We start from the raw sequence: 25,444 nt of genomic DNA, 5'->3' as shown, positions 1-25,444 counted from the left end.
GGTCGACGGGGCGGGTCACGGCGCGTCCCCGTGAGCGCGCCGAGGCGAGAACCGAGGCGACCGGGGTACGCGTCGCCTCAGCCCTGGCGGGCCTTGAAGCGCGGGTCCTTCTTGTTGATCACGAACGTCACGCCCCGGCGGCGTACCACCTGGGCCCCCGGTTTCGTCTTCAGCGAGCGCAGGGACGTGCGCACCTTCATGTCCGTGTCCTCCTCCTGCTCGAACGGTGCCGCGCGGTCAGCGGCCGGCGCCGGCCGCCGTGCCGTAGCGCCGCTCGAACCGCTCCACCCGGCCCGCGGTGTCCACGACCCGCGAGGTGCCGGTGTAGAACGGGTGGCCGGCCGACGAGATCTCGACCTCGATCAGCGGGTGGACGCTGCCGTCCGTCCACTCGATCGTCCGCGACGACCGCGCGGTGGAGCGGATGAGGAACGTGGCTCCCGCCGCTCGGTCGCGGAAGACGACCGGGCGGGAGACGGGGTGGATGTCGTGCCTCATGGTGAGTCCTTCCTCACGGCCGTCCGGCGAGGGGTGACGCTTCGGTTCATCGCTCCTCGCGGAAGACCACGTGCTCCCCGGCCACCGGGTCGTACTTGCGCAGGACCAGCCGGTCGGGATCGTTGAGACGGTTCTTGCGCGTCACATAGGTGACGCCGGTCCCGGCCGTCGACCTCAGCTTGACGACAGGACGCACGGTGTTGCGTGCCATGAGGTCCTCCTTCCGCCCACATCGCGGTTTTCTTGGCCCGCGCATGTCAGCTACATGGGCTTCAACGCAAGCTCCCGCCGGTCCATTCCCGCCCCCGCGGCGCCGGGATCGGGCGGGCCGGGGTCCGGTGGGAACCTGCTGCGGGCCCGGTCAGGGCCGCGTCAGCAGCGCCTCCGGCGCCATCGCTGTGGCCCTGCGCGCTCCGGCCCGCCGGGGTGGCGTGCATGCCCGCCCCGGGTCGTTCGGCCCTGACGGGACCGGCGTGCGCCCAGGGTCAGTCCCCGCAGCAGGCGCCCCCGTCACCCGCCCGGACGGTGGTGTCGAGGCGGCAGAAACACGACGCCTCGACCGGTACGTCGGCCAGCGCGGCGGCGGTGCGCAGCTGCTGGGCCACGATCCGCGCCTCCCCCGCCCTGCCCAGGCGGACGAGGCACTCGTGGAAGCCGTGCAGGGCCCAGACGTTGCCCGGGTGCTGGAGGGCGCGCGGGAGGGTGTCGTCGAGGCCGAGGTCGGCCCGGTAGACGGCCTCGGCCTCCGCGACGCGGCCCTGTTCGAGGAGCAGGGCGCCGTACGCGTGGCGGGTGGGCTGCATCCAGCCCCAGGGCTCGTCGTAGGGGAGGTTGTCGTCCAGGTCGATCGAGCGTTCCAGAGCGGCGAAGGCGGCGTCGAGGTTGCCCTTGCGGTACTCCAGTTCGCCGTCGAGCATGGCGGAGGCGATGGCGAGGATGTCGGCGCACGTGTTGTTGAACAGCATGCGGGTCCCGGGGACCTCGGCGACCGCCTCGTGGAACAGACGGCGTTCGGTCTCCGCCTCGGCGATCCGGTGGGTGGCCGAGTGGGCGACGCCGCGGGCGTAGTGGAGCATCGCGGTCGTCACGCGGTACAGCTCCGGGTCGGCGGGCAGGGGCAGGGCCAGGATGTCGGCCCAGCGGCCGAAGCGGATCAGGACATGCACCCGCATGGCGAGGAAGCCCTCCAGCCAGTCGGCCATGGGCGGGCTCTCGACCCGCAGCAGCTCCTTTGGGATGGACGCCTCCAGCTGCGCGGCGGTCTCCAGGGCGACCTCGCACTGGCCGAGGAACATCGCGCCGTAGATCTTGAAGTGGTAGTTGTGCGACCGGTACAGCGTGTAGAAGTTCATCGCCCCGGCGCGTGCGTGGACCTTCTCGTCCGCGAGGATCGCGGCACTGTTGTCCGACACCACACGCCGGTAGTCGCCGCAGAGCACCTCCAGGTGCGAGGGCATGTGGTGGAGGTGGCCGGCGTCCGGGACCAGCCCCCGCAGCCGGTCGGCGACGGACAGGGCCGCCTCGGGGGCCGGGGACATCTCCATCAGGTGGATGTACAGGTGCAGGACGCCCGGGTGCCGCCGCCCTGCGTCGGTGGCGAGCGCGCGGTCCAGGACCGACTTGGCCTCCAGCGTGCGGGCCCCGTCGGCCGGCTCGCCGCTGCGCAGGTCCCACAACCGCCAGGGCGTGAGGTTCATCAGCGCGTCGGCGTACAGCGTGGCGACGTCCGGGTCGTCGGGGGCCAGGGCGTGGACGGCGCGCATGCTGTCGGCGTAGGGCTCGTTCCACACCGAGCAGTCGTCCACCGGCTCGGCCCGCGGATAACGGGCGCGCAGCGCGCCGATCAGGGCCCGTTCCACGGGGGTGGCGTCGGCGGACTTCTCGTGGGCCAGTTCGACGGCGGCGTGGGTGCGGTCGACGGTCCGGGGCAGCTCCTGGTCGTCGAAGAACTCCCAGGGCTTGTTGTAGTTCGGGCCGGAGGCGTAGGCGATGCCCCAGTGGGCCATGGCGCAGTCCGGATCGGCCGCGGCCGCCGCCTCGAAGCAGACGACGGCCTCCTCGTGATGGAAGGCGTACGTCCACACCAGTCCACGGTCGAACCAGAGTTGGGCCTCGGGTGACGAGGTCGTCACGGAGCGGCCGTGGGTGCCGAGATCGTAGTACTCCATGCGTGACTCCTGACGGTGGCCGCTCGGCGGATCATGTCCCGGATCCGATGTTCCCGGACGTGGGTCTTTCCGTGGCGGAAATCCCGGACTGGGCTTTTTGGGAGCGTCGGGGAGGGGCGCAGAGCGCGTCCGGGCACGCGGAGACCGGGCCGATGGCCGGCACACCGCCGTCGGCAGGCACACCGCTGCCGGCGTGCGGGTTCGCCCACGGCCGGCGCGAGCGGCGGTGTGCGCCCGTCGCATCGTCGGGCGGTCCCCGCCGATGTTCGCGCGGCCTGTCTGCCGGGTTGCCGGTCTGCCGGGTTGCCGGTCTGCCGGGTTGCCGGTCTGCCGGTCTGCCGGTCTGCCGGTCTGCCGGGAGGCGGTGCCGTCGATCGTCGCCGGCTACCGGGTCCCGCCGGCGTCGACGTCGAGCACGACCTGACGTTCCCTGTCGTCGCCTGTCCTCCCTTGTCCGCCTCTCGACGGCGAACGGTCGCCGCTGCGCCCGCGGTGTGCCGTCCCCGCACGCCGACGGCCCGGTCACCGGGATTCCCTCGGTGACCGGGCCGCTGAGAACGGGCGTGGGTCAGCTGCCGTCGAGCCGGGCGCGCAGAAGCTTCTTGCCCAGTTCCGCGCCCTTGCGGCTGTCCGCCTGGGCCTTGCGGAACAGGTCGGCGACCTCGGTGTCCTTCTCGCGCTCCGCGTCCTGGATGTAGGACTCCAGCCGCAGCGCGTTGCTCAGACACGCCTCGACGTACCAGATCAGGTTGTAGTCCTTGTCCTGTGTGCCGGTCACGCCGCCGGTCTCCGTGCTGGCCATTGGGACCTCCTCCGCGGTTGTCGTCGTTCCGGAGCCGGACGAGTACCCAGCGGAACCGCGTCGGAACACGACGGTCACGGACCGGGCCGCGTCGGAGCGGGGTTCCCGCAGGCGCGAGGCATCCGTCCGGTCACCGTACGTGCCGCTTCGGCCCCTCGCGGGAGCGCGACCGGTCCCCCGTTCCGGTCGTGCCCCCGCGGTGCGTAGAACGTACGTGCCCGGCACAACCGTTGGGAATCGTGCCGATGCCCGCTGTGCCGCCCGGAGGGCTCACCCGTGCACAGCTGAGTCCGGATGGCCCTGTTTCGTCCGGCCCAGGGCGGGTGGTTCGAGGTCGCCGACCGCCAAAAGCGCGAGGACGACCTCGTAGAGATCACTGCCGGCGGCGAGCAGCCGGCGTTCGAGCACGGGTTCCGCGCCGCGGACGTGCTCGCGCACGGTCTGGGCGTGCATGCCAAGGGCCTGCGCGGCTCGTTCGGCGTTGCCGCCCGCGGCGATCCAGGTCCGCAGGGTGCGGCGCAGGTCGCGGGCGTCCGGGTCCAGCCGTGCCAGGAGGTCGTGCGCCCAGGCGCGTACGGCGGGCCCGGCCAGCAGGTCGACCAGCCGGACGGAGCCCGGTTCCGGCCCGGTGTCCGCGGCCGGATCCTCCGGGAGTCCGACCTGGGTGTTGAGGGCGAGATGGGCGGCGGCGCGGACCGTGAGGTGCGAGAAGTCCGTGTTCAGCAGCCCTTCGACCCGTTCCATGCGGGCGCGCACGGTGTTGCGGCTCACGCCGAGGACCTTGGCCGCGCTGACGGCGGTGAACTCCAGGCCCAGCCGGGTGGTCGCGAGCAGTTCGGCGCGGGTGTGGTGCGCGAGGGTGTCGAGCGGACGCAGTACGCGGGCGGTCCAGTCGCGGAGCGCGGCCGGGTCCATCAGGCGTTCGGGGTGGGTGCGTTCGGCGTAGACGGCCGACTGCTCCGGCCGGAAACGGGCGACGGCGAGCGCGCTGACCGCCTGCCCGTAGGCGGTGGCGGTGCGGGCGAGGCTCTGCCGGACGCTGCCGCCGAGGAACGTGTCCGGGTACCCCTCCACCAGGGACCGCAGGGCCGCTCCCGCGGCCTCCCCGGGACTGACGACGATTACGTGCTCGTCCACGGCGGGGCAGCGCACCACCAGGGCCTGCTCCCGCGTCGCGGCGAGGCATTCCTCGGCGAGCCGGTCGCGTTCCCCGGCGTCGCCTTCCAGGACGTAGACGCAGGCCGTGTCCGTGTCGAGCAGGCCCGGCCACAGTCCCGCGGCGACCCGGCGCGCCGAGACGGTGTCCTCCACCATCAGCAGTTGCAGGATCGCCAGCCGCAGATCGGCGGCCGCCCGCCGCAGACGCCGGCCGGCCGCCGCCGTCTCATGGGCCCGCAGCAGCAGTTCCAGGACCTGGGCCGTGTGCTGCACGATCTCGGAGGCACGCCGGTCGAACGGGGCCGGGCGCGACACGGCGAGCACGCCGTCCGTGGCCGGATGCGGGCGCCGCACTCTCACCAGGCGCAGATGCCGCCCCTGTTCCTCCCAGGAGGCGGAGGCCAGACGGCCGGTGACGAGATCCGCGACCAGGTCCTCGTCCACCTCGACGCGGGTGCCGGCCAGGAGGGTGCCGGAGCCGTCCCGCAGGGAGGCGGTGCCCCGCACGCTGTCCGCGAGCCAGGCGACGACCCGGCGGACATCGCGCCCGGTCGGCCGCAGATGGTCGAGCAGTTCCTGCGCCCAGCCCGTCTCCGCACCGCTCGTCACCTCCGTGCGCCCGTCCCCGTCCTGTCGCCCGGCCACGTCGCTCTTCCCCCCTCGCCCGTTGGCTCGTTGGCTCGTTGGCTCGTTTCATGCCATACCGCTCGGGACGTTACCTCACCCTTTCCAGCCGGACGTCCGCCCCGGAAGCCCGTCCTCCCGCTCCCGGACGTGCCGGTGACCGTCGAGCGGGAACGCGGGCGGCGCGGCGGGAAGCAGCGCACTGAACGTGTACCCGCTTTTGTGCGCGACCCGGCAGGATGCGGTGTTGTCGACCTGGTGCAGCAGGTGGAGCCGTGTCACGTCACCCGCCGGGCGGGCCGTGAAGGCCCATTCGGTCAGCGCCCCGAGCGCCCGGGGCGCGACGCCCCGGCCGCGCGCGTGGGCCGCGGTCCAGTAGCCGACCTCGGCCGACGCGTCAGCGGGAGCCCCGCGTTAGAGGACGACGTGCCCCGACGGCAGCCCGTCGGCCACCCGGTCACCGCCTTCGACCACCGCGAACGAGAAACGGTCACCGCTTTCCCACAGCCGCCGCCGCTCCCGCACCCACCAAAGCGCACCGGCCTCGTCGTGCGGGGCGTCCGCGACCCAGCGCCGCAAAGGCCCGTCGTCACGGAACACCGCGACCAGGCCGGCGGCGTCCGCGGGGCACCACGGCCGCAGTCGGAGCGCGGGAGCGGTCGGGGTGGCGGGGGCTTCCAGCCGTACGGCGGTGCTGTCCATGACCGGAGCGTAGGTGACCGCACGCGACGCCCCCTCCCGGCCCGCTCGGGCCAGAAGCGACCACAGGCCCGTCATCGCCCCCGCGCACGCCCCCGAGCACGGCCCCGCGCGCTCCTCGTCCGCGCACCGCATAAGCTCGGCGGATGGCGAAGTACTTCGACGTGCACCCCGACAACCCCCAGCCGCGCACCATCGCGCAGGTCGCCGACAGTGTCCGTTCGGGCGCGCTCATCGCGTATCCGACGGACTCCTGCTACGCCCTGGGCTGCAGGCTCGGCAGCCGTGACGGCATCGACCGGATCCGGACCATCCGCCGGCTGGACGACCGCCACCACTTCACCCTCGTCTGCCAGGACTTCGCGCAGCTCGGTCAGTTCGTACGGATCGACAACGACGTGTTCCGCGCGATCAAGGCGTCGACCCCGGGCAGCTACACCTTCATCCTGCCCGCGACGAGGGAGGTGCCGCGCGTGCTCCAGCACCCCAAGAAGAAGACGGTCGGCGTCCGCATCCCCGACCACGTCGTCACCCAGGCGCTGCTCACCGAACTCGGGGAGCCGCTGCTGTCGAGCACGCTGCTGCTGCCCGACGAGGACGAGCCGATGACGCAGGGCTGGGAGATCAAGGACCGGCTCGACCACGTGCTGGACGCGGTGGTCGACTCCGGGGACTGCGGCACCGAGCCGACGACGGTCATCGACTTCTCCGGCGGCGAGGCGGAGATCGTACGCAAGGGCGCGGGCGACATCTCCCGGTTCGAGTAGGGGTTCCGTGAGATCCCCCGGGGCGGACGCCGCGGAGGGAACACCCCGTGCCTGCCCCCTGGTCCAGGCCTGCCCCCTCCCCCGGGGGGCAGGCCTTTCGCGCGCTGTGTGAACCGTCCCCGCCGCCGGCCCGGACGCCGGGGCATGCCGCTGTGCGCGACGCGTCGCCTGCCCGGGGAGCGTGCCACACCGAACGCGCCGAGGAGCGCCTCTGGCTGGAAGTCAGCGGGGCGTGACCGAAGTCGACCCCTGGTCACGGGGAGTTCACCACGTACCAACGGTAAGCCCTTGCTATAACTCCCCGTTACCCGTAGACCTTCCCCCGTATCAGCCTTGACTCTCGGGGGAGTTGGCGTATGGAAGGCACGGTGGACGGGTTCCGCTATGGAGCGGTGACACCCGTCGCGGCGTACTTGATGGCGTGCCTGGGTGGTGCTCTGGGGCTGCGCTGCATCGTCCGCACCCTGCTGGGCACGCAGTCGGTCAAGCCCGGCTGGCTGGCGCTGGGCGCCGCCTCGATCGGGAGCGGTATCTGGACGATGCACTTCATCGCCATGATCGGTTTCCAGGTCGAGGAGACCCGGATCCGGTACGACGCGGGCCTGACGGTGCTCAGCCTGGCCGTCGCGATCGTCGTCGTCGGCATCGGCGTGTTCACCGTCGGCTACCGCGGCGCCGCCCGCACCACCCTGGCCTTCGCGGGCGTGATCACCGGTCTCGGTGTCGCCGCCATGCACTACCTGGGCATGGCGGCCATGCACGTCAACGGCGACATCCGCTACGACCCGCTCGTCGTCGCGCTCTCCGTGGTGATCGCGGTCGTCGCCGCCACGGCGGCCCTGTGGGCGGCGGTCTCGATCCGCGGCTTCCTGACGAGTCTCGGGGCCAGCCTGATCATGGGTGTGGCGGTGTCGGGGATGCACTACACGGGAATGGCGGCCGTCAGCATCCATGTGCACGACAGCGGCAGCGGCACCTGGGCGGGCGACTCGCCCACCTCACTGCTCCTGCCCATGCTGCTGGGGCCGGTCATCTTCCTCGTGCTGGCGGGGGTGGTGGTGATGTTCGACCCCCTGCTGGTCCTGGGCGACGGCGACTGGAGCCGGAGCGCGCCGCCGTCCCGCGGTACCGGTCCGGCCGGGCCGGCCGGACCGGCCACGGATCAGTCCCGTTCCCCCTTCGAGACGGCCGCCGGTGCCGTACGCCGTGACGCCCCCGAACGGACCGCGCGGAGCCCGCACCGCGCACCGCCGCGAACGCGCGGGAGCTAGCCGCCAGTTCGGCGCACCCGGCGGGTACCGTCCTGGGCACTCCCCCCTCCTGGCAGGTTCTGGACCGTTGTTACGGTGCACCGGTGTCTGACTCCTCACGCGATACCGCCGAAGGCGCCGGCTGGGGCACCGCGGAACGCGGCAGCTACCAGCGGCTGATGCCGTCCGAGGCCGAGAAGATCTCCTGGCTGGACCCGAGGACGCTGTGGGCCGCCCGCAACGGCGTGGTCGCGTCCTGGTTCGGGGATCCCACCGGCCGTACCCGCAGTCGGTGGGTGGCGCAGCGCGCGGCGGCCGGCGCGCCCGCGGACAAGGTGATCCGGCGGGACGACCCGGACGCGTTCTCCTTCCTGGTCATCGGCGACACCGGCGAGGGCGACGACCCCCAGTACGCCGTGGTTCCCGGCCTTCTGAAGGTGGGTCAGGACACACGGTTCGCCGTCGTCGCCAGCGACGTGGTCTACCCGGTGGGCAGCGCGGACGACTACGGCACCAAGTTCTTCCGCCCGTACCAGGACTACCCGGCACCGATCTACGCGATACCCGGCAACCACGACTGGTACGAGGATCTCGGCGCGTTCATGCGCGTCTTCTGCGGCGACGCCCCGCCGCTCGACCCCGAACCCGCGCCGCGCCGCCTCACCCGGGCCTGGCTGCGGTCGCTGCTGTGGCACCGTCCGCGTCCGCACGACGGCCAACGCCTCGACGCGGCACGTGCGTTGCGTTCCGGGCCGGCCCAGCAGGCCGTCCAGCCGGGCCCCTACTGGGCCATCGACGCCGGACCGGTGCGGATCATAGGGATCGACACGGGGCTGCTGGGAACCCTCGACGCCGAGCAGGGCGCCTGGCTCCGCGAGGTCTCCCAGGGGTCCCGTCCGAAGATCCTCATCACCGGGGCGCCGCTGTACGTGGACGGCGAGCACCACCCCTGCGCGATCGAGGGCGGCGGCACCGTCGACGACGTGGTCCGCGACCCCGAGCACCACTACGTGGCGGCGATCGGCGGCGACATCCACAACTACCAGCGCTACCCGGTGCGGGTGGGCGACCGCACCCTCCAGTACGTCGTCGCGGGCGGCGGCGGCGCGTTCATGCACGCCACCCACACCATCCCCCACGTCTCGGTCGCGGACGTCACCGAGAAGGACTTCCGCTGCTACCCGCTGCGCGGCGACTCCCTCGCCTTCTACAGCCGGCTCTACGGCCGCCGGCTGCGCCTGCGCCGCTTCTTCACGCTCACCGAGGCGGAGGCGACGGCCGTCATCGCCGAACGGCTCGGCATCCCGCCGACCCGCACGCCCGGCGCGCCCGCCCGGGTCACCCCGCGCACGCGGCTGGTGGCGAGCCTGCTGGGCGCCGGTGGCCGCCCGGACCGCACCTCGCGCCTCCGCCTGCCGGTCCGCGACATCTACACGCAGTTGTTCTCCCCGAGCTCGGCGACGTACAGTCCGCCGTTCTTCAAGTGCTTCCTGCGTCTGGACGTCACCCCGGAGGCGATCCGGCTGCGCTGCTACGCGGCCACCGGAAACCGCGCCCAGGAGATCGACCCGCCCGTCGAGGACGAGGTGACCATCCCCCTGACCTGACCATCCCGCTGACCTGACCATCCCGCTGACCTGACCGGAAGCGTTCGGCCTCCTCCTGCCAGAATGCGGACGGAACACCCGTACCGTCCGACCACCGGAGCAGCCCGTGCCGCCCGCCCCACGCCCGTTGCGCAAGCTGGGCTTCCTGACCATCGGCCTGTTCGACGAGGCGGATCCGCGGCGGGGCCACGAGTCCACGCTGGAGATCATCGAGCTGGGCGAGCGGCTGGGCTTCGACAGCGCGTGGCTGCGCCACCGCCATCTCCAGTTCGGCATCTCGTCCCCCGTGGCGGTCCTGGCGGCGGCCTCGCAGCGGACCCGCCGGATCGAACTCGGCACCGCGGTGATCCCGCTGGGCTGGGAGAACCCGCTGCGGCTGGCGGAGGACCTGGCGACCGTCGACCTGCTGTCCGGCGGCCGGCTCAACCCGGGGGTGAGCGTGGGCCCGCCGATGCGCTACGACGAGGTCAAAGGCGCGCTGTACCCGGACACCGCCGACGCCGAGGACTTCAGTCACGAGCGGGTGCGGCGGCTGCTGGACTTCGTGCGCGGGGAGCCCGCCACCGACTTCAGCGGCGTCGAGGGGTTCGAGGTGTTCTCGGACCGCGTGCAGCCGCACTCCCCCGGGCTGGGCCGGCGCCTCTGGTACGGCGGCGGCAGCCTGGGCTCGGCGAGGTGGGCCGGCGAGCACGGGATGAACCTTCTGGTCAGCAGCGTCGTCAAGGCGGAAGGGGCCGAGGGGACACCGGACTTCGCCGGGATCCAGCTCTCCCACATCCGCGCCTTCCGCGCCGCCCACCCCGACGGCGAGGACGCCCGCGTCTCCCAGGGCCTGGTCGTGATCCCCACCGACTCGGCCTCGCCCGGACAGCGGGCGAAGTACCAGGAGTACGCGGCCGGACGCACTCCTCGTACCGCGTCACCGCAGGGCCCGGCCCGCCTGATGTTCGCGCCCGACATCGTCGGCAGCTCGGACGAGATCGCCGAACGGCTGCACGCGCACGCCGCGTTCCGCGAGGTGGACGAGGTGGCGTTCGCGCTGCCGTTCACCTTCGGCCACGAGGACTACGTGCAGATCCTCACCGACATGGCGACGAAGCTCGGCCCCGCGCTCGGCTGGCGGCCGGCCTCCTGAGTCACCAGCGTCCGGGCTCGGTCCCGACGATCGGCTGCGACGGCTCGCCGTCCACGCCGACCGGTACGTCACCGGTGAGCATCACCCGGTGCATGGTCCGGGGGAAGCCGAGGTGGGCGTTGTCGCCGGGCGCGAGGTGGATGGTGGCCCGGTTGTCCCAGAAGGCCACGCTGCCCGGCTCCCAGCGGAAGCGGACCGTGTACTCGGGCCGGGTCGCCTGCTCCAGCAGCATCTCCAGGATCGCGCCGCTCTCGGCCCGGGAGAGGCCCGCGATCTGCTCGACGTAGTAGCCGTTGACGTACAGGATTCGTTCCCCCGTCTCCGGGTGGACGCGCACCAGCGGGTGCAGCGAGGCGACCTGATGGTCCAGCAGGTGCCGGACGTACGCGTCGTCGCCGGGCCGCGGCTGGTAGCCGACGCCCAGCCGGTGCTCGGCCCTGAGCCCGTCCACGAACGCCCGTAGCGGGGCGGAGAGTCCGGCGTACGCGGCCGCCAGGTTGGACCAGGTGGTGTCGCCGCCGTACGGCGGGACGGTCTCGGCGCGCAGGATCGTCGCGGCCGGCGGGTCGACGCGGGCGCCGTGGTCGCAGTGCCAGCCGCGCAGCAGGGTGTGCCGTCGGCGCCGCAGCCATTCGTCGTGCTCCATGCCGAACCTGCCGCCCAGCTCCAGCCGGTCGGCGGTCGTCTCGATCTCGGCGAAGTCCCGCGGGGAGGCGCTGCCCCGCTTGCGCAGCGCCACCGGTTCGCCGAACCGGCGTGCGAACGCCACGTGCCCGGCGTGGTCGAGCCGCTGCCCCCGGAAGAACACCACCTTCCACCGCAGCAGCGCCGCCCGGATCGCGGTGACCACGGCGTCGTCGAGGTCGCCGGCCAGGTCGACGCCGCCGATCTCGGCACCGATGTGTCCGGCGACCGGGTTCACCTCGATGCCCGTGACCTCGTCCGCGCGGTCCGCGGTGGCCCTGTCCGTCGTCATACGCGCTCCGACCCTCTGTCCGTACCGGCCCGGTGCGGGCCGGCTCCCCGAAGATCGTGGCAGTGTTTGCCGTGCGTGGCGACAGGGCCTCCCGGTCATGTCGGTGACGCTGGATGTACGGCACAGTCAAGGGAAGGTCCGGCAGTGATCAGCATTCCGACGTACACGCTCAACGACGGTACGACGATCCCCGCCCTCGGTCTGGGCACCTGGCCGATGGACGACACGGAGGCGGAACGGGCGGTGCGCACCGCCCTGGAGACCGGCTACCGCCTGATCGACACGGCGACGAACTACCGCAACGAGACCGGTGTCGGCCGTGGCGTGGCCGGCGGCGGCGTGCCCCGCGAGGAGATCGTGGTGACCACCAAGCTCCCCGGCCGGCACCACGGCTACGAGGAGACTCTCGCCTCGTTCGAGGAGTCCCGCGCCCGCCTCGGCCTCGACTACGTGGACCTGTACCTGATCCACTGGCCGCTCCCCCGCGTCGACAAGTACGTCGACTCCTGGAAGGCCATGATCAGGCTGCGTGAGGAGGGCGTCGTCCGCTCGATCGGCGTCTCCAACTTCACGGCCGGGCACATCGACCGGCTGGAGAAGGAGACCGGGGTCCTGCCCTCCGTCAACCAGATCGAGCTGCACCCCTTCTTCCCGCAGGACGAGCTGCGCGCCGTCCACGCCGGCAAGGGCGTCCTGACCGAGAGCTGGAGCCCGCTGGGCCGGGGCACGGCCCTGTTGGAGGATGCCGGCGTCGCCGCCGTCGCCGACGCCCACGGGGTGACGCCCGGCCAGGTCGTCCTGCGCTGGCACGTCCAGCTCGGCGCCCTCCCCATCCCGAAGTCGGCGGATCCCGCACGGCAGCGCGAGAACCTCGACGTGTTCGGCTTCGAGCTGGACCCCGCCCAGATGCGGACCGTCACGGACCGCGCCCACCGGCGGGTCGGCGGCGATCCGGAGACGCACGAGGAGTTCTGAGCCGGTCCGCCCGGCGTCAGAGTTCCGGCGTCAGCGACTGCTCGGCCCAGATCGTCTTGCCGCTGCCGGTCTGCCGGCTGCCCCAGCGCTGGGTGAGCTGGGCGACCAGGAGCAGGCCGCGGCCGCCCTCGTCGAAGGCGTGGGCCCGGCGCAGGTGCGGTGAGGTGGAACTGCCGTCGGAGACCTCGCAGATGAGGGTCTGGTCGCGGATCAGCCGCAGCTGGATGGGCGGTTCGCCGTACCGGATGGCGTTGGTGACCAGTTCGCTGACGACGAGTTCGGTGACGAAGGCGGCCTCATCCAGTCCCCACGCGGTCAGTTGGTCGGTGGCGGCCTGCCGGGTGGCGGCCACGTGGACGGGGTCCGGGGTGACGTCCCAGGTGGCGACGCGGTCGGCGCCCAGCGCCCGGGTGCGGGCCAGCAGCAGGGCCACGTCGTCGCCGGGCTCCTCCGGCAGGACGGCCTTGAGCACGGTGTCGCACAGGGCGTCGAGGGTGTCGACGTGGGCGGTCAGGGCGCGGCACAGTTCGTCGGTGGCGTGGTCGATGTCACGGTCCCGGTCCTCGACGAGGCCGTCCGTGTACAGGGCGACGACGGCGCCCTCGGGCAGCTTCAGTTCGGTCGCCTCGAAGGGCAGGCCGCCGACGCCGAGCGGAGGGCCCGCGGCCAGCGGGACGAGCCGGGCCGTGCCGTCGGGCAGCAGCAGAGCGGGCGGCGGGTGGCCGGCGGAGGCCAGGGTGAGGCAGCGGGTGACCGGGTCGTAGACGGCGTAGAGGCAGGTGGCGCCCAGTTCGGCGACCTCCTCCTCGCCGGCGTCGCCCGCCAGGTGGGTGACCAGGTCGTCGAGGTGGGTGAGGAGTTCGTCCGGCGGCAGGTCCACGTCGGCGAGGGTGCGCACGGCCGTGCACAGCCGGCCCATTGTCGCCGAGGAGGGGATGCCGTGCCCGACGACGTCACCGACGACCAGGGCGACCCGGCTGCCGGAGAGCGGGATGACGTCGAACCAGTCGCCGCCGATGCCGGCCAGCGACCCGGAGGGCAGGTAGCGGTGCGCGACCTCGACCGCGGCCTGTCCGGGCAGGCCGCGGGGCAGCAGGCTGTGCTGGAGGGCCAGGGCGGTGGTGCGTTCGCGGGCGAAGCGGCGGGCGTTGTCGACGCAGACGGCGGCGCGGCTGGCGAGTTCCTCGGCCAGGACGGCGTCGTCGTCGCCGTAGTCGTCCGGGTGGGCGATGCGGACGGCGACCGCGACGCCCAGGATGGTGCCGCGGGCCCGCAGCGGCACCGCGAGCATCGAGTGGACGCCCCTGCGGTGGGGGCGGCCCCCCGGGGCCCGTGCGTTGCGCTCGGCGACCCAGCGCATGAAGTCCGGCTCGCCGGCCTGGCCGAGGACCGCCCGGCCCTCCCGCAGCGCCCGCGCGGGCGGCGAGTACCCGGGGTAGACGTCCGCCTCGCCCAGGCGCACGGCGGCCTCCGGTGTGCCCTCGGTGGCGGAGCCGTGGGCGACGCGGCGCAGGAGGACCCGCCCGTCCAGCGCCGTCGGCGGTTCCTCCGAGCCGAGGACCCAGTCCAGCAGGTCGACGCTGGCGAAGTCGGCGTACCCGGGGACGAGGATGTCCACGAGTTCCTCGGCGGTGCGCACCACGTCCAGGGTGGTGCCGATGGCGGCCGCCGCCTCGTTGAGCAGGGCCAGCCGCTGCCGGGCCCAGTACTGCTCGGTGCTGTCGAGCGCCGCCAGGGCGGTCCCGGTCACCTTGCCGGAGGCGTCCCGCACCGGCCACATCTCGATGCTCCAGGCGTGCTCCCGGTTGAGGGAGGGAGCGCCGGTGAAGCTCTCGTAGCGGACCGGCCTGCCCGACTCGGCGACCTGGCGCAGGTTGCTGTGGAAGCCCCGGCTGTGCACGGCGTCCTCCACGGTCTCCGGGAAGGGTCTGCCCAGCAGGGCCTCCTCCGGCACGCCCATCACCCGGCAGGCCGTGTCGTTGAGGCGCAGATAGCGCTGCCGGGTGTCGAAGACCGACATCGACACGGACGCCTGCTCGAACGCCTGTCCGGCCAGGCTCGTCTCCCGGTCGGCGGGCTGCTCGGTGATCACGTAACCGCTCGGCACGCCGTCCGCGCCGAGCAGGGGGTGCGCCCGCACGGTGAGCGGGACGGGGGTGCCGTCCCGGTGCCGCAGGACGACGGTGCCCGCCAGCTCCGCCACGGCCCGGTCCGGCAGGTCCTCGGCGAGCAGTTCCCGCGCCGGCCGTCCCACGACCTCCTCGGCCGTGCGGCCCGTCAGCGACCGGGCACCCTCGCTCCACCCCGTCACGATGCCCTGGGCATCGGTGGTCGCCGCAGCGGAGACGTGCTCCATATCATCCAGCATGGTCCCTTTGTCACACCGCATCAAGCGCGGCGCGGCAACCGGGGCCCGGCGTCACGCCCGGTGGGCGCGCAGCGCGTCGAGGGCGCGGTCGGCGTGGGTGTTCATCCGCAGCTCGCTGCGGACCACCTCCAGGACCGTCCGGTCCTCGGCTATCACGAAGGTGGCCCGCTTGGTGGGTGCGAGCGAGAAGCCCCGCTTGACGCCGAACCGCTCCCGGACCGTCCCGTCCACGTCGGACAGCAGAGGCATGCCGAGGCGGTGCTGTCCGGCGAACTCGCGCTGCCGTTCGACGGCGTCACCGCTGATCCCGACGGGCCGGGCGCCGACGGCGGCGAACTCGGCGGCCAGATCACGGAAGTGGCAGGCCTCCGCCGTGCAGCCGGCCGTCAGGGCGGCGGGGTAGAAGAACAGCACGACGGGTCCGTCGGCGAGCAGCCCGTCCAGACTGCGGGGCGTGCCGGTCTCGTCCGGCAGCGTGAAGTCCTGGACCTCGTCGCCCACCTCCAGGCGCGCGGTCACGACCGGCCCTTGGCGTTCGCGGCGACGCCGCGCGCCCACAGGACGAGAGGTACCTGGAGGGGCAGCCGCGCGAAGGCCGCCGCCTTCAGCGGTGCGGGACGGTCTCGCCAGTCCAGGGCCATCTTGACGTTGGCGGGGAACACCCCGACGAAGAGCGCGGCCGTGGCCAGCGCGGCCGTACGCCGGGTGCGCGGCAGGGCCACCCCCGCGGCCAGCGCGAGTCCGGCCGCGCCGCTCGCGTACGTCCACGCCCGGGGCGTGCCCGGCAGGCCGCGCGGGACGATCGCGTCGAACGGGCGCGGCGCGGCGAAGTGGGTGACACCCGCGGCGGCCAACAGGCCGGCGAGCAGCAGGGGCGAGCGTTCGGACCGGGACACGGTTCCTCCTCAGACGAGCTGCCGCGCGATATTACTGGACGGTAGGAGACCGTCGGCGGCCGGGTCCCGCTCACCTCGGGAACGGCGGTCGTACGCGCCCGGCGTGCAGCCGAAGGCGCGGCGGAAGACGTCGATGAAGGCGCTCGCGGAGGACCAGCCGCAGCGGTGGGCGACGGTCGTGACCGAGGTGTCCTCGGCCAGCATGCGCAGGGCGTGGTAGAGGCGGGACTGGGTGCGCCACTGCGGGAACGTCATGCCGAGCTCTTGGCGGAAGAGCCGGCTCAGCGTGCGCTCCCCGACACCGGTCGCGGCGCCGAGGGCGGCGAGGGTGCGGGTGTCGCCCGGGTCGGCGTGGACGATGCGGCAGACCGCGGCCAGGCGCGGGTCGGTGGGCGTCGGCAGCCGCAGGGGCTGGTGCGGCGAGGCGCGCAGCTGGTCGCGCAGGACGGCGAGCAGGCGCCGGTTCTCGGGGGTGTCGTCGCCGGGATCGCGGGTCCGGGCGAGAATCAGTTCGCGCAGCAGCGGGCTGACGGCGAGGACGGTCGGGGCGTCCAGTCCGATGGGGTTGTCGTCGGCGGGCAGTCCGACCAGGTGCAGATCGAGGCGGCCGTGGGCGCGGTGGGCGTGCGCGGTGCCGGCGGGGACCCAGATGGCGCGGGTGCCGGGCGCGAACCACGTCCCGGCGTCCGTGGTGACGGCCAGGACTCCGGAGCCCGCGTACACGATCTGGTGGTCGTCGTGCCGGTGCGCGTCGATGCGCTCGCCGGCGGCCAGGAGCTGGACGCGGGTCGGGGCGGTGGACTCGTGGCGGGCGGCCGACGCGGCGGAACGCGGGGCGGACCTCGGGGACGGGTCCTCGGCGGGCAGGGCGCGGGGGTCCGCGGCGGACGGCACGGAGGCGTGGCGGGAGTTCGGCACAACACGGCAGATTATCGGAAGCGGGCCGGCCGCCTCCGCCGCGACGATCGACGGGTGTCCAAGAACCGTGACCGCACCATCACGCTGATGTCCCTGGGGCACGCCTGCGTGGACGTCTACCAGGGAGCCGTCGCCGCGCTCGTCCCCTTCTTCGTCGCCGAGCGCGCCTACACCTACGCCGCCGCCTCCGGCATCGTCCTGGCGGCCTCGCTGCTGTCGTCGGTGGTGCAGCCGCTGTTCGGCGTGGTCACCGACCGGTGGGCGCTGCCGTGGCTGCTGCCGGTGAGCGCGCTGACCGCCGGGGCCGGGGTCGCCCTGAGCGGGGTCGGCGGCTCGTACCCGCTCACCCTGGCCGCGGTCGCCGTCTCCGGGATCGGGGTCGCCGCCTACCACCCGGAGGCGGCCCGCGCGGCCCGCGCCGCCGGCGGGCACGGCAACACGGGGATGGGCTGGTTCGCCCTCGGCGGCAACGCCGGCTTCGCCCTGGCGCCGCTGCTGGTCGCGGCCGTGGTGGCCATCGGCGGCCTGCGCGCCTCTCCCCTGCTGGCCGTGCCCGGCGTGGTGGGTGCGGTCCTGTGCGCGGCGGCGGTGCGCTCGGCCGGGGTCCGCGCAGCGCCCGGCGGCAGGGCCGGCGGCACCGGCACCGGCACCGATGACTGGCCGTCGTTCCTGCGGCTGTCCGGTGCCGTCGTCTGCCGCTCGGTCGTCTTCGTCTGCCTGAGCGCCTTCGTCTCGCTGTACGTCCGTCAGCGCACCGGCGGCGGGGACGCGGCGGGGACGGCCGCGCTGTGCGTGCTCTACGCCGGAGGTGCGGCGGGCACCGTGGCCGGGAGCCGGCTCGCCGACCGGTACGGCCGCCTGACGGTGGTGCGGTGGTCGTACACGCTGACCGTGCTCGCCGTCGCGGGGGTGGTGCTGGCCCCCGGACCAGCCGTGTATCCGTGCGTCGCGCTCACCTCGGCGGGGCTGTACGTCCCCTTCGCACTGCACGTCACGCTCGGGCAGGACTTCCTGCCCCGGCGTGCGGGCACCGCGAGCGGTGTGACGCTGGGCCTGGCCGTGAGCGCGGGCGGGCTCGCCGCGCCGGTCCTGGGGGCGCTGGCCGACGTCACGTCGCTGCGGACGGCACTCGTGACTCTCGTGGCCCTTCCCGCGGTGGGCCGGCTCCTGCTGTGCGGGCTGCGCGAGCCCGCCCCGCCCGGCGAGACCACGCACGCCGGCCGGCTGCCCCACAGACGCCCCGACGCGACACCGGGGTGAGCAGGCCACGGGTCAGGCGGTGCCGGCCGTCGCCACGGGCTCCGGCGCGGTCTCGTCGTCGATGGCGTGGGACAGGAAGTCGTCGACCATGCGGTGGAAGAGCGTGGCCAGCTGGCGCAGTTCCTCGGGCGACCAGTCGGCCAGGGCCAGCTGCATACCCTGGGCGCCCGCCTCCCGGACCCGGGCGATGGCCTGCCGGCCGGTGTCGGTGAGCTCGATGCGCTGGGCGCGGCGGTCGTCGGGGTCGGGGACCCTCGTGACGTATCCGGACTTCTGCAGTTGCTGCACGGTGCGCGTGACGTGGGAGGCCTCCACGCCCAGCCGGGTGGCCAGCTCTCCCGGCCGCAAGGGCTCGGAGTCGGCGACCTGGCGCAGCAGTGCCACGGCGGCGCGGTCGAGCGGCACCCCGGCCAGCGACATGAGCCGTTCGTGCTGCCGGGCGCGCGTGCTGAGGTAGGTGATGCGGGTGAGCGCCCGCTCGATCTCGGTGACTTCCGGGGAGGCGGGGGTGTCGGGGAGCGGATGTGTGGGCATGCGGAGACTTTACCATATAGTTGCGTAACTCAAGTAATCTGCCGAGGCAGGCGTCGAGTCGGCGTACCGCTCCCGGGCGGCGCCGGCCGCCTGCCCGCGGCCACCGGACTCACACCCGCCCGGCCCTGCGTCCGGCACGCAGCAGCCAGACCAGGCAGGCGCCGCCCGCCACGCCCGTCACCCGGCAGGGACGCCGGCCCCTCCCGGCCTCCGGCGTCCCGCCGTACCCCGTCGGTGCCGGCGCAACCACGCGCTCCGGCCGCCGTTCGGACAGCCTCCTTCGCTCAGGCCTCGACTGGCGAGACCTCGGCCCGTACGGTCTCGTGCCACACCGCTCCCGCCGCGACGGCCTGCCGCCACAGCCGGATCGCCTTGGGCGGCATGCCGACCGCGAGGGCACCGGTCACCCGGTCGCCGGTGCGGTACACCGCGACGAACCGGCGCTTCGCCAGGTCGCCGTCCACCACGGCGACCTCGTCGTGGCCGCGCAGGAAGCCGTACGCCTGGATCCTCATGTCGTACTGGTCGGACCAGAAGTACGGCACCGGCGCGAACGGCCTGCGCGCCGGGCGCCGCAGCAGGTTGCGGGCGGCGGCCATGCCCTGTTCGGCGGCGTTGGTGCGGTGCTCGACGCGCATCGAGGTGCCGAACAGCGGGTTGTGCCAGCGGGCGACGTCACCGGCCGCGTACACCTGCGGCGCGGCCTCGCAGTACTGGTCGCACACCACGCCGTCGCCCACCGTCAGTCCGCTGCCGTCGAGCCACTCGGTGTTGGGCAGCGAGCCGATCGCCACGAGCACCTCGTCGGCCTCGACCTCCTCGCCGTCCGCGAGCCGCACCCCGTCCTCGGTCATCTCGGTCACGGTGACCCCGCAGCGCAGGTCCACGCCCCGCTCCAGGTGGGCCCCGGCCAGCACCCCGCCGATCTCCGCGCCGACGGCGTGCGCCAGCGGCACCGGGGCGGGTTCGAGGAGGGTGACGTGTGCGCCGAGACGCCGGGCGACGGCGGCGGCCTCCGCGCCGAGGAAACCGGCGCCCACCACGACCAGCCGCCGTCCCGGGGTGAGCCGGGCCCGCAGTGTCAGGGCGTCGTCCAGGGTGCGCAGCACGTGCGCGCCCTCCCCGGGCAGCCGGCGCGGCCGGACCCCGGTGGCCACGACGAGTCCGTCGTAGGGCACCTCGGAGCCGTCGGCCAGCACGACGGTGCTGTCCGCGAGGCGAAGGCCGGTCGCCGCCACCCCGAGCCGCAGGTCCAGGCCGAGCGCGGCGAGGTCGTCCGGCGTGCGCAGGGCCAGCCGGTCCGGCTCCCATTCCGCGGCCAGGAGCTGCTTGGACAGCGGCGGCCGGTCGTAGGGGGTCCGCGGTTCGTCACCGACGAGGGTGAGCGTGCCCGCATAGCCCTCACGGCGGAGGGTCTCGGCCGCCGCGAGTCCGGCGGCCGAGGCACCGACGACGACGATCCGCCTCACTGCTCGACCAGCCGGATGGCGGCGGCCGGACAGACGGCCACGGCCTCCCGCACGTCGTCGAGGGCGTCCGCCGGGGGTTTCTCGTCCAGCAGGAAGGCGATGCCGTCCTCGTCCCGCTGGTCGAAGACCTCGGGGGCGGCCATCACGCACTGCCCCGACGCGACGCACTTCGGCTCGTCCAGTTCCACACGCATGATCCGTACCTCGTCCGCTTTCTGTGGGGGGTCGACCGGCTGTACGGCGGTCACCAGGTGACGGGCAGTTCGTAGACGCCGTAGACCGAGCCGTCGTGCTTGAACGGCAGGCCGGCCGCCTCGGCGGCGAGCCGGAGGGTGGGGATACGGCGGTAGAGGGTGCTGTAGACGACCTGGAGTTCCATCCGGGCCAGCGGCTGGCCCAGGCACTGGTGGACGCCGAAACCGAAGGCGACGTGCCGGCGGGCGTCACGCGTGAGGTCGAGCCGGTCCGGGTCGGGGAAGGCCTTCGGGTCGCGGTTGGCGATGTCGTTGGGCATGATCACGCCCTCGCCGGCCCGGATCACCTGTCCGTCGATCTCGATGTCCTCCAGGACCGCCCGGCGCCGGCCGCCGTGCACGATGCTCAGATAGCGCAGCAGCTCCTCCACCGCCGACGCGACCAGCCGGGGATCCTCGGTGTCGCGCAACAGGGCGAGCTGGTCCGGGTGTTCGAGGAGCGCGAGGGTGCCCAGGGCGATCATGTTGGCGGTGGTCTCGTGGCCGGCCAGGAGCAGCAGCACGCCCATCTGGGCGACGTCCTGGCGGGACAGTTCGCCCGACTCGACCCGCTCCACGAGCCCCGAGAGCAGGTCGTCGCCGGGATCGGCGATCTTCTCGCCCATCAGCTCGTCGAGGTAGCCGAGCAGCTTGCCGTGGGCGGCCATGCGGTCCTCCATGGCCGCGTCCCGCTTGATGAGGATCTTGCTGTTCTGCTGGAAGAAGTCGTGGTCCGCGTACGGCACTCCGAGCAGTTGGCAGATGACCAGCGAGGGCACCGGCAGGGCGAACGCCTCGACCAGGTCGACGGGGCCGCCGGCGGCGAGCATGCCGTCGATCAGGTCGTCCACGATCTTCTGCACGCCGGGGCGCAGCGCCTCGACCCGTTTCACCGCGAACGGAGCGGTCACCATCCGCCGCAGCCGGGCGTGCTCGGGGTCGTCCATCAGGATGAAGCTGATGTTGTTCTTGCCGTTGCTCGGCGCCTGGAGCGGGTAGCCGGGGCGGGAGATGTCGGCGCTGACCCGGGGGTCGAGGAGCAGGGCGCGCTGGTCCTCGTAGCGGGTCACCAGCCAGGGCGTACTGCCGTCCCAGAGGCGGACCTTGACGAGCCGGCCCACGTCCTGCTGGGCCTGGAGGGCCGGGGGCGGGTCGAAGGGGCAGCCCGCCGCCCTCGCCATCGGGAACTCGGGGACCGGTGTGGCCGCCTCGGGGGCACCGCCGGTCAGGGTGTCGGCCATGGTTCTCCTCGGTGTGGGGGGCTCCGCGGGTCGGGCGGAGCGCCGGGGTGAAGGGGTGAGGCCTCGATGAGCACAGGCAAACAGAGGGGGCTGACGCCGAACCGTCAGTTTCCTGACGGGAAGCTGACGTGACCCGGATCACGTGCGCTGAAATGCGCGGTGATCGCTTGCCACACAAGGGAGTTGCGAAGGCGGCCGACGCCGGACGCCCGCTCCGCACGGCCCGCGACGGCACCTCGAAGGAGTCGGCACGCACCCTGAAAAGCGTGTCGGAAGCAGGTGCTCCGGCGGGTCAGGAGCCGGCGTCGGCGCGCCCCAGCCAGTAGCCGAAGCCCCGGCGGGTGTGGATCAGCACGGGTGCGTCCCGGTCCACCTTGCGGCGCAGCCGGGAGACGAGTTGCTCGATGGCGTTGTCACCGCGGAAGTCACCCCAGACGTAGCGGCCGATCTGCTCCTTGGACAGCACCCGGTGCGCGTTGACCAGGAGATGACGCAGCAGTCGGTACTCGGCCGGCGTGAGGTCGAGCGAGCGGGTGCCGCGCCGGGCCTCGCAGCGCGTGTCGTCCAGGACCAGGTCGCGGTAGCTCAGCGCGTCGCCGAGCGTCCGCCGGGGGGCCCGCCCGCGCAGCAGGACCTGCACCCGGGCGAGGACCTCGGCCAGCCGGAAGGGTTTGGTGACGTAGTCCCGCTCCCCCGGGCCCAGTTCGGGCACGAGCCGGTCCAGGGACTCGTACACGGTCAGCAGGAGCACCGGCGGGCGGTCGGTGACGGCCGGCCGGTCGCGGCCGAGACTCTCCATGTCGGGCAGGGTCGCGTCGACGACCAGAAGGTCGAACCGGCGCTCGGCGAGCCGGGCCAGCGCCTCGGTTCCGCTGTCGGCCACGGTGATGCGGTAGCCCGCCAGTCCGAGGGTGGTGGAGAGCAGTTCGGCGACGTCCGGCTCACCGACGACCAGGAGGTGCTGCCCGGCCCCGCGGGCGAGCGCCGGTTCCTCACGGGTACTGCCGTGCATGCGCCCACCCTACCCTGCTGCTTGCCTAACTCAAGTAAACTCATGCTCCCGGTGTGACGGGGGCCAGCCACATGCCGACGACCGCGTCCACGAGCCCGGTGGCGGCGTCGTGCCAGCTGGAGCGCGGGGTGGGGGTGCTCTCGGCGAGCGCCCGCTCCCGCTCGGCGCAGACGTGCACGATCAGATGGCGGGCCATGTCACCGCGCTCGGCCCGCACCTCGGCGGGCAGGTCCGGCAGGCACCGCCGCAGCCCCTCGACGATCTGCCGCAGGGAGGGCGAGGCCAGGGACTCCTCCGCCATGATCTGCCGGAGCGCCGGGTCGGTCATCACCTGCGCGCAGAACCGCGCGTACCAGGTGGGGCTGCCCAGTGCCGCGAGGTGTTCGGGCACCGGGCGGACCAGGCAGTCCACCCAGTCGCGTACGTCGGTGGAGTCGCCGACGGCGGCCAGCAGCCGGGCGCGGCTCTCCTCGATCCGGGCCGCGTGCTTGCGGATGATCGCCCGGACCAGGTCGGTCTTGGTCCCGAAGTGGTAGCCGACCGCCGCGTTGTTGCCCTGCCCCGCGGCCTCGCTGACCTGGCGGTTGGAGACCGTGTACACGCCGCGTTCGGCGAACAGCCGCTCCGCCGCGGTCAGGATCAGCTCCCGCGTCGCGCTGACCTGTTCGGCCCGTACCGTCCTGCCCGCCATGCTCACCACCGCACCGGGACTGGGGACATCTCCGCGCCGGCCAGTCCCTGAAGCCGTCACGGGTCCGCCGCCCGGGGCGGCGGCGCCTTCCGGCGGAAGCCTACGCAAGCCGGTCCCGCGCAGACACTAAGCTAAGTCAAGCAGCTGCTTTAATTCTTCCGGACTCCTCTGCCCGCACTCCTCCGCCCAAGCTTCCCTGCCCGAATTCCCCTGCCCGAGTTCCTGCCTGAATTCCCCTGCCCGAGTTCCTGCCCGAGTTTCCCTGTCACCACCACGCCTATGGAGGCCCCGCATGTCCGACGCCCTTGCCCCCGCCGCCGAGCCCGGGGGCACCGCCGCGCCGAGACCGAACGCCGTGGTGGCGGTGCTGGCCTTCGCCGGCATCGTCGTCGCGTTGATGCAGACCTTGGTGATCCCGATCGTCCCGGAACTGCCCCGGCTGCTGGACGCCCCGGCCTCCGACACCGCCTGGGCGGTCACCGCGACCCTGCTGGCGGCGGCGGTGGCGACGCCCGTGGTCGGCCGCCTCGGTGACATGTACGGCAAGCGCCGCATGCTGATGGTCAGCGTCGTGATGCTGGTGACCGGCTCGGTGGTGTGCGCGCTCAGCGAGTCGCTGGTCCCGATGATCGCCGGCCGGGCGTTGCAGGGCCTGGCCTCCGGTGTGATCCCGCTGGGCATCAGCATCATGCGGGACGAGCTGCCCGCCGAGCGGCTGGCCGGGTCGACGGCGCTGATGAGCGCCTCCCTCGGGGTCGGCGGCGCCCTCGGTCTGCCGACGGCCGCGCTGATCGCCGACAACTTCGACTGGCACGTCCTGTTCTGGGCCTCCGCCGCCATGGGCGTGATCGCCCTCGCACTCGTCGTCGCTCTCGTGCCCGAGTCGCGGGTGCGCACCGGTGGCCGCTTCGACCTGGTCGGCGCGGTCGGGATGGCGACCGGTCTGGTGTGCCTGCTGCTGGCGATCTCCAAGGGCGCCGACTGGGGCTGGAGCAGCGGCACCACGCTCGGTCTGCTCGCCGCCGCCGTGCTGGTGCTGCTGGCCTGGGGCGTCTTCGAACTGCGCACCGACCAGCCGCTGGTCGACCTGCGCACCACCGCCCGCCGCCAGGTCCTGGTCACCAACCTCGCCTCGGTGGCGGTCGGCTTCTCGATGTTCGCGATGTCCCTGGTGCTGCCGCAGCTGCTCCAGCTCCCGGAGCAGACGGGCTACGGCCTGGGCAGGTCGCTGCTGACGGCCGGCCTGGTGATGGCCCCCTCCGGCCTGGTGATGATGGCGACCGCGCCGGTCTCCGCCGCCGTGTCCAAGGCCAAGGGCCCGAAGGTGACGCTGATGATCGGCGCGCTGATCGTCGCCGCCGGGTACGGCCTGAACATCGTGCTGATGTCCGAGGTCTGGCACCTGGTGCTGGTCTCCTGTGTGATCGGCGCCGGCATCGGTTTCACGTACGGCTCGATGCCCGCCCTGATCATGGGTGCCGTGCCCGCGAGCGAGACGGCCGCCGCGAACAGCCTCAACACCCTGATGCGGTCCATCGGCACGTCGTTCGCCAGTGCCATCGCCGGCGTCGTCCTCGCCCAGATGACCACCGACTTCGGCGGCTTCGCCCTGCCCTCGGAGGACGGCTTCAGGACGGTCATGGCGATCGGCGCCGGTGCCGCTCTCCTCGCCTTCGTGATCGCCGCCTTCATCCCCCGGCAGGGGACCTCCGTCCCGACCGCCGCGGTGCCCCGGGCCGGGGAGCCGGCGGCCAAGGCGAACGCGACGAGCTGAGGTCACGCGGCGCTCCCGGCCGGCGCCCGGTCCTCACCGGGCCGCGGCAGCCGGCCGGGAGTGCGAGGTGATGGCCTGGGCCGCCGAGGACACTCCCACGAGGAGGTCGCCGAGAAGCCCTTCGCCAGTCCGCTGACGGTACGCACCCATGCGCACCGGGTCATGACCGAGCCGGGTGCCCGGGGCCGGGGCCACTGCTGGTGGTCGAGGCGTACCGGTCGGGTCCGGTGCGGGCCCCGCCGCCGCCCACGGACCGGTGACGCGCCCCCGCGGACTCAGGTCCCGGCCGGTTTCTCCAGCCACCGCTGCGGCAGCGGGGCCGACTCAGCCGGCGTGAACGCGGGCGGCACGTCGGCGCGCGGCCGGGCCGCGAGCGGGGGCTGCGCGGC

General features: G+C 73.3%; 24 protein-coding genes and 1 pseudogene. 7 read left to right on the top strand and 18 right to left on the bottom strand.

What is annotated here, in order from left to right:
- Positions 1-77: 77 nt before the first annotated feature.
- The 7 genes and pseudogenes from ykgO to ACWD0J_RS36795 form a co-directional block, all read right to left on the bottom strand.
- Positions 78-200, bottom strand: coding sequence for a type B 50S ribosomal protein L36 (gene ykgO / locus ACWD0J_RS36825; RefSeq protein ID WP_451500221.1), 123 nt, complete (start codon positions 198-200; stop codon positions 78-80).
- 37 nt (positions 201-237) lie between these two features.
- A complete protein-coding gene (locus tag ACWD0J_RS36820; RefSeq protein ID WP_451500220.1) occupies positions 238-498 on the bottom strand; it encodes a type B 50S ribosomal protein L31 in 261 nt (86 codons plus the stop codon).
- Between the two features lie 46 nt (positions 499-544).
- Entirely contained in the window at positions 545-709 is a 165-nt protein-coding gene (gene rpmG / locus ACWD0J_RS36815; RefSeq protein WP_451500219.1) for a 50S ribosomal protein L33, read from the bottom strand.
- Positions 710-983: 274 nt separating this feature from the next.
- Positions 984-2,666 (bottom strand): hypothetical protein, encoded by a 1,683-nt coding sequence (locus ACWD0J_RS36810; protein WP_451500218.1) that lies wholly within the window; start codon positions 2,664-2,666, stop codon positions 984-986.
- A 568-nt stretch (positions 2,667-3,234) separates the two neighbouring features.
- Entirely contained in the window at positions 3,235-3,468 is a 234-nt protein-coding gene (locus tag ACWD0J_RS36805; protein ID WP_451500217.1) for a hypothetical protein, read from the bottom strand.
- A gap of 270 nt (positions 3,469-3,738) precedes the next feature.
- Positions 3,739-5,271 carry a helix-turn-helix domain-containing protein gene (locus ACWD0J_RS36800; protein ID WP_451500216.1) on the bottom strand — a complete coding sequence of 511 codons (1,533 nt, stop codon included), beginning with the start codon at positions 5,269-5,271 and terminating at the stop codon, positions 3,739-3,741.
- Positions 5,272-5,346: 75 nt separating this feature from the next.
- Positions 5,347-5,952: pseudogene (locus ACWD0J_RS36795) on the bottom strand (GNAT family N-acetyltransferase).
- A 143-nt stretch (positions 5,953-6,095) separates the two neighbouring features.
- Between ACWD0J_RS36795 and ACWD0J_RS36790 the strand changes: the two are divergent.
- The 4 genes from ACWD0J_RS36790 (at position 6,096) to ACWD0J_RS36775 (ending at position 10,708) form a co-directional block, all read left to right on the top strand.
- Positions 6,096-6,716 (top strand): L-threonylcarbamoyladenylate synthase, encoded by a 621-nt coding sequence (locus tag ACWD0J_RS36790; protein ID WP_451500215.1) that lies wholly within the window; start codon positions 6,096-6,098, stop codon positions 6,714-6,716.
- A gap of 356 nt (positions 6,717-7,072) precedes the next feature.
- Positions 7,073-7,987 (top strand): MHYT domain-containing protein, encoded by a 915-nt coding sequence (locus ACWD0J_RS36785; RefSeq protein ID WP_451500214.1) that lies wholly within the window; start codon positions 7,073-7,075, stop codon positions 7,985-7,987.
- An 83-nt stretch (positions 7,988-8,070) separates the two neighbouring features.
- Positions 8,071-9,573, top strand: coding sequence for a metallophosphoesterase family protein (locus tag ACWD0J_RS36780; protein ID WP_451500213.1), 1,503 nt, complete (start codon positions 8,071-8,073; stop codon positions 9,571-9,573).
- Between the two features lie 106 nt (positions 9,574-9,679).
- Positions 9,680-10,708, top strand: a complete 1,029-nt coding sequence (locus ACWD0J_RS36775; protein ID WP_451500212.1) for an LLM class flavin-dependent oxidoreductase — start codon at positions 9,680-9,682, stop codon at positions 10,706-10,708.
- A 1-nt stretch (position 10,709) separates the two neighbouring features.
- On the opposite strand, the gene ACWD0J_RS36770 is transcribed toward ACWD0J_RS36775, so the two are convergent.
- Positions 10,710-11,684: a TauD/TfdA dioxygenase family protein gene (locus ACWD0J_RS36770; RefSeq protein WP_451500211.1), complete on the bottom strand. Its 975-nt coding sequence runs from the start codon at positions 11,682-11,684 to the stop codon at positions 10,710-10,712.
- A gap of 144 nt (positions 11,685-11,828) precedes the next feature.
- On the opposite strand from ACWD0J_RS36770, the gene ACWD0J_RS36765 reads away from it, so the two are divergent.
- Entirely contained in the window at positions 11,829-12,659 is an 831-nt protein-coding gene (locus ACWD0J_RS36765) for an aldo/keto reductase (RefSeq protein ID WP_451500210.1), read from the top strand.
- Between the two features lie 16 nt (positions 12,660-12,675).
- On the opposite strand, the gene ACWD0J_RS36760 is transcribed toward ACWD0J_RS36765, so the two are convergent.
- The 4 genes from ACWD0J_RS36760 to ACWD0J_RS36745 all read right to left on the bottom strand — a co-directional run bounded on the left by ACWD0J_RS36760 (position 12,676) and on the right by ACWD0J_RS36745 (position 16,790).
- A complete protein-coding gene (locus ACWD0J_RS36760) occupies positions 12,676-15,015 on the bottom strand; it encodes a SpoIIE family protein phosphatase (protein WP_451500224.1) in 2,340 nt (779 codons plus the stop codon).
- A gap of 63 nt (positions 15,016-15,078) precedes the next feature.
- Complete coding sequence (locus ACWD0J_RS36755; RefSeq protein ID WP_451500209.1) at positions 15,079-15,546, bottom strand: peroxiredoxin; 468 nt, start codon at positions 15,544-15,546, stop codon at positions 15,079-15,081.
- Complete coding sequence (locus ACWD0J_RS36750) at positions 15,543-15,923, bottom strand: hypothetical protein (RefSeq protein WP_451500208.1); 381 nt, start codon at positions 15,921-15,923, stop codon at positions 15,543-15,545. Before ACWD0J_RS36750 ends, ACWD0J_RS36755 begins: the two co-directional genes overlap by 4 nt.
- A 9-nt stretch (positions 15,924-15,932) precedes the next feature.
- On the bottom strand, positions 15,933-16,790 hold the full coding sequence (locus tag ACWD0J_RS36745) for an AraC family transcriptional regulator (RefSeq protein ID WP_451500223.1): 858 nt from the start codon (positions 16,788-16,790) through the stop codon (positions 15,933-15,935).
- Between the two features lie 138 nt (positions 16,791-16,928).
- Between ACWD0J_RS36745 and ACWD0J_RS36740 the strand changes: the two genes are divergently transcribed.
- Positions 16,929-18,101, top strand: a complete 1,173-nt coding sequence (locus ACWD0J_RS36740) for an MFS transporter (RefSeq protein ID WP_451500222.1) — start codon at positions 16,929-16,931, stop codon at positions 18,099-18,101.
- Between the two features lie 12 nt (positions 18,102-18,113).
- On the opposite strand, the gene ACWD0J_RS36735 is transcribed toward ACWD0J_RS36740, so the two are convergent.
- The 6 genes from ACWD0J_RS36735 to ACWD0J_RS36710 form a co-directional block, all read right to left on the bottom strand.
- Positions 18,114-18,635, bottom strand: a complete 522-nt coding sequence (locus ACWD0J_RS36735) for a MarR family winged helix-turn-helix transcriptional regulator (protein WP_451500207.1) — start codon at positions 18,633-18,635, stop codon at positions 18,114-18,116.
- Positions 18,636-18,919: 284 nt separating this feature from the next.
- Entirely contained in the window at positions 18,920-20,104 is a 1,185-nt protein-coding gene (locus ACWD0J_RS36730) for an NAD(P)/FAD-dependent oxidoreductase (protein ID WP_451500206.1), read from the bottom strand.
- Positions 20,101-20,298 (bottom strand): ferredoxin, encoded by a 198-nt coding sequence (locus tag ACWD0J_RS36725; protein WP_451500205.1) that lies wholly within the window; start codon positions 20,296-20,298, stop codon positions 20,101-20,103. The genes ACWD0J_RS36730 and ACWD0J_RS36725 overlap by 4 nt, the downstream gene beginning before the upstream one ends.
- 50 nt (positions 20,299-20,348) lie before the next feature.
- Positions 20,349-21,578 (bottom strand): cytochrome P450, encoded by a 1,230-nt coding sequence (locus tag ACWD0J_RS36720; protein WP_451500204.1) that lies wholly within the window; start codon positions 21,576-21,578, stop codon positions 20,349-20,351.
- 292 nt (positions 21,579-21,870) lie between these two features.
- Complete coding sequence (locus tag ACWD0J_RS36715) at positions 21,871-22,590, bottom strand: response regulator transcription factor (RefSeq protein ID WP_451500203.1); 720 nt, start codon at positions 22,588-22,590, stop codon at positions 21,871-21,873.
- Positions 22,591-22,630: 40 nt separating this feature from the next.
- Positions 22,631-23,281: a TetR/AcrR family transcriptional regulator gene (locus tag ACWD0J_RS36710; RefSeq protein WP_451500202.1), complete on the bottom strand. Its 651-nt coding sequence runs from the start codon at positions 23,279-23,281 to the stop codon at positions 22,631-22,633.
- A gap of 292 nt (positions 23,282-23,573) precedes the next feature.
- Here ACWD0J_RS36710 and ACWD0J_RS36705 point away from each other — a divergent pair, with 292 nt between their 5' ends.
- Complete coding sequence (locus ACWD0J_RS36705) at positions 23,574-25,055, top strand: MFS transporter (protein ID WP_451500201.1); 1,482 nt, start codon at positions 23,574-23,576, stop codon at positions 25,053-25,055.
- The last annotated feature ends 389 nt before the right edge of the window (positions 25,056-25,444 follow it).

The sequence above is a fragment of the Streptomyces sp. NPDC003011 genome (assembly GCF_053591515.1).
Note: the sequence above shows the minus strand (reverse complement) of the source record. Positions and strands in the feature narration are given on the sequence as shown.